General features: G+C 29.6%; 6 protein-coding genes. 2 read left to right on the forward strand and 4 right to left on the reverse strand.

What is annotated here, in order from left to right:
- The 4 genes from RG571_RS11815 to RG571_RS11830 form a co-directional block, all read right to left on the reverse strand.
- The coding region (locus RG571_RS11815) for a type 1 glutamine amidotransferase domain-containing protein (RefSeq protein WP_308947715.1) at positions 1-468 on the reverse strand (468 nt) is incomplete at its 3' end.
- The gene (locus RG571_RS11820; RefSeq protein ID WP_002324895.1) at positions 446-799 is read right to left on the reverse strand and encodes a helix-turn-helix transcriptional regulator; all 354 of its coding nucleotides are present in this window, start codon (positions 797-799) and stop codon (positions 446-448) included. The genes RG571_RS11820 and RG571_RS11815, both read right to left, overlap by 23 nt.
- Positions 800-1,077: 278 nt before the next feature.
- Positions 1,078-1,275 (reverse strand): cold-shock protein, encoded by a 198-nt coding sequence (locus tag RG571_RS11825; protein ID WP_002293041.1) that lies wholly within the window; start codon positions 1,273-1,275, stop codon positions 1,078-1,080.
- A gap of 262 nt (positions 1,276-1,537) precedes the next feature.
- Complete coding sequence (locus RG571_RS11830; RefSeq protein WP_002298666.1) at positions 1,538-1,753, reverse strand: hypothetical protein; 216 nt, start codon at positions 1,751-1,753, stop codon at positions 1,538-1,540.
- Between the two features lie 97 nt (positions 1,754-1,850).
- Here RG571_RS11830 and RG571_RS11835 point away from each other — a divergent pair, with 97 nt between their 5' ends.
- Positions 1,851-2,105, forward strand: coding sequence for a hypothetical protein (locus tag RG571_RS11835; RefSeq protein WP_002298667.1), 255 nt, complete (start codon positions 1,851-1,853; stop codon positions 2,103-2,105).
- 178 nt (positions 2,106-2,283) lie between these two features.
- On the forward strand, positions 2,284-2,463 hold the full coding sequence (locus RG571_RS11840) for a hypothetical protein (RefSeq protein ID WP_002322938.1): 180 nt from the start codon (positions 2,284-2,286) through the stop codon (positions 2,461-2,463).
- The last annotated feature ends 535 nt before the right edge of the window (positions 2,464-2,998 follow it).

Consider the following 2,998-nt stretch of genomic DNA (forward strand, 5'->3'; position numbering starts at 1 on the left):
TACAATTCGCGTTGCTATTAAATAGTCATTATTAGCAAGTCTGATATTAAATAAACCTGCTATACCATGGCACACAGATAACACATATCCATTTGATTCATAAATATCACTAGCTATTTTTTGTAATGCACTATTCTCGGGAAAATCCCACATGACACCATGCCCACCAGTAAAGTAAATAGCAGTATAATCTTTGCTCTTTACGTTTGCAGGAGACAACGTATTCCTCAAACCTTTTTCAATAAAAGCTTTATTAGAATAAAGGTCTATTACATCAGAATCTAGATTTCTCATACTTCGAGGGTCAATCGGTACATAACCACCTAACGGACTGACAAAATCAGCTTCAAATTGATATTTATAGATTTCTGCTAAAAATTCTACTGTTTCTCCTAGCCAAAGCCCAGTAGCTTTATTTGTTCCTTTGTATTGATTGACATTTGTTTCAACTATCAGAATTTTCTTCACTGTTTTTTAGCTCCTCTATTTCATCTATTACGTCAGACAAAAAATCTCTTAGTTTATATATATTTTTATTTTCGTGTTTTAAATAGTAAAAATTTTTAGTTCCTTCTTCTCTGACCTCTAATAAATCGGCGTCTTTTAAAATTTTCAAGTGGTGCGATACTGCTGGTCTTGATAAACCTGTATCGTCAGTTAGTTCTCCTACTTGCAAACCATGACAGCTTTTTTCATTTAATAATCTAATCAAAATCAATTGTCTTTTTCTGTCACCTAAAGCTGCTAAAAAATCACTTAATGATTCTAGTTCTGTTTTTAAGCGATCGTGTCCATTCATTGTGATCCACCTCTTTTGTTTATTAGTTTAAATCATTAAACCATTTTTAATAAAATATGTAAATTCCTTTGCTCAAAAAAGTAGCTTCTTTACGATTCGACAATTTCAAATAAAGCAGGTAAAAACTGGCTGTCAGAAAATAGCCAAACTAAAGCAAAAAATAATGTTAAAATTAATTAATGAACGAAAAAAATCCCTCACCTAATATTACGGTGAGGAATTTTTTCTACCGACATAAACAAAAAAACCACCTCATATGAGGCGGTTAACGTTCAACATTATTTTACGATATTTACTGCTTGAGGACCCCGTTGTCCTTCTTCAATATCATAAGTAACTGCTTGGCCTTCATCTAAAGACTTAAAGCCTTCTCCTTGGATTGCTGAGAAATGAGCGAATACGTCATTTCCATCTTCACCAGTGATGAAACCAAAACCTTTATCTGAGTTAAACCATTTTACTGTACCGTTATTCATATATATTTCCTCCTGATACGTATATAATACGTGTTTTATTGCAATTAATATTACTTGGTAAAAGGAGTTTTTATAGTGTGAATATATCGCTCAGATTACGTTTCAAATTAGATTACTTATTTACTATAACACGGATGTAATGCTAATACAAGGATAATCACTCGATATACGGTTTAAATATAAATAAAAAAGATGTGAAATTTCAGAAAATCACAATAATTGATTAACCAACGAGAAAGACCTTCAATGAATGATCTCTCTATCAATTAATCGAGTAATATCTAGTTTCTTTTTGTTCTTCGTTAACTACTTCCGTTTTTAAACAAAATGTTTGCAGTGTGATTATATTAGCAATACAATTTTTCGCAACTTTATATGTTTCTTCTGCAGAAGCTCCGTATTCTTTTTTTAATTTTGCTTTCGCTGCAGTTAGTTCGTGTTTTCTTAATTTTGTTAATTTGAGGTATCTGTGATTCATTCGAAACTATTCTTCTTATTATTTGGTTATTAGTTGGCTATTAGTTGATAAAATGCTATTATCCTAATTGATATAAGACTATATGGGAGATGATGCTGTGGTCACATTTAGTATGCTTTTATTTTGGATTCCAGTCTGTATTGGTGTCATCTCTTTCTTTTACTTCACTAAACGTTCTAGAAAAGCGATTATATTAGTGCTTTCTTTTTTACCATCTGCGTTTTTTATAATAAAAATAATAAAACATACATTTTATCAATCGCTTTCAGCATTAAATTTTTACGTAGTAGGGTTGTTTTTATCTCTTATTCTTTTTATCGTTGTTTTGCGATATCTTTATAAGAATTATTAATTTTTCTGCTTTTATAACTATAAATTTTCTCACTTGTTGTTTTTGTCTTTATACTAGTACTATCACTTGACATCCAACTGTTTCTCCTTAATTCTTGTTTCTGTCGACTTATTATTAAGGTATTGACTATAAAATAAATAAGAGATACTCTTATCTAAAAGTGATAGGAGGAAGAAAAATGACGCTTATCAACAAACTTAATGCTAATATATTTTTATACACCGGAATGATTCTTGTTATACTTAATGCTATTTTTTTAGATTTCAATTTTTTCATAAATATTTTAGGTCTTGCTCTTGTCTCATTTTCTAGTAATATCACAAAAATAATTGGAAATTTTCTAAAAGACAATCACTAGTTGATTGTCTTTTTTTCTGAATGTCTATGTAACTAAAAAATATGAAAAGAATCTGTTTATCTTTTCCCCTAACGGTAGTCGCTAGACTTTAAGTGCCTTATTTTCTCTTTTTTTACTCATTTAAATAAAATTCTGATTTATCTTGTTGTGGATCAATTCATAATACGCCTTACTAGAAACCGCTGTGCTTATCTTAGCTTTATTATTTTACAAATCTTACACGATCAAACTGCAAAAACGACCATTTATTGTAATCTGTGTTTGATTTGTTTTATCAAATTTTTCATTTGACTAATTAGCTGCCTCTTCATTCTTCTCCTGCATAATGACCTCAATCTTCTCTTCAGCAAAAAAGGGCTAAAAACAGAATTATCATGTATAATTAAATTAAAATTAAAATAATTAGAGAAGGTGAAGTTATGGATGAATTTCAAATGATAAAAAGCACTATTGCATCTATAAAAGAATATGTATCAATGAGAAGTAGCTTTCCTAATGAAAGTGATAGAAACAACGTTATAAGGAATTTTAATAT

Origin of the sequence: Enterococcus sp. FR204, assembly GCF_031143325.1 — a bacterium.
In the GTDB taxonomy this organism is placed as follows: domain Bacteria; phylum Bacillota; class Bacilli; order Lactobacillales; family Enterococcaceae; genus Enterococcus_B; species Enterococcus_B faecium.

What these genes read in the sequence shown, in the direction of transcription:
- RG571_RS11820 (WP_002324895.1), bottom strand. Translation starts at nt 799, where the DNA reads ATGAATGGACACGATCGCTTAAAAACAGAACTAGAATCATTAAGTGAT.
- RG571_RS11825 (WP_002293041.1), bottom strand. Translation starts at nt 1,275, where the DNA reads ATGAATAACGGTACAGTAAAATGGTTTAACTCAGATAAAGGTTTTGGT.
- RG571_RS11830 (WP_002298666.1), bottom strand. Translation starts at nt 1,753, where the DNA reads ATGAATCACAGATACCTCAAATTAACAAAATTAAGAAAACACGAACTA.
- RG571_RS11840 (WP_002322938.1), top strand. Translation starts at nt 2,284, where the DNA reads ATGACGCTTATCAACAAACTTAATGCTAATATATTTTTATACACCGGA.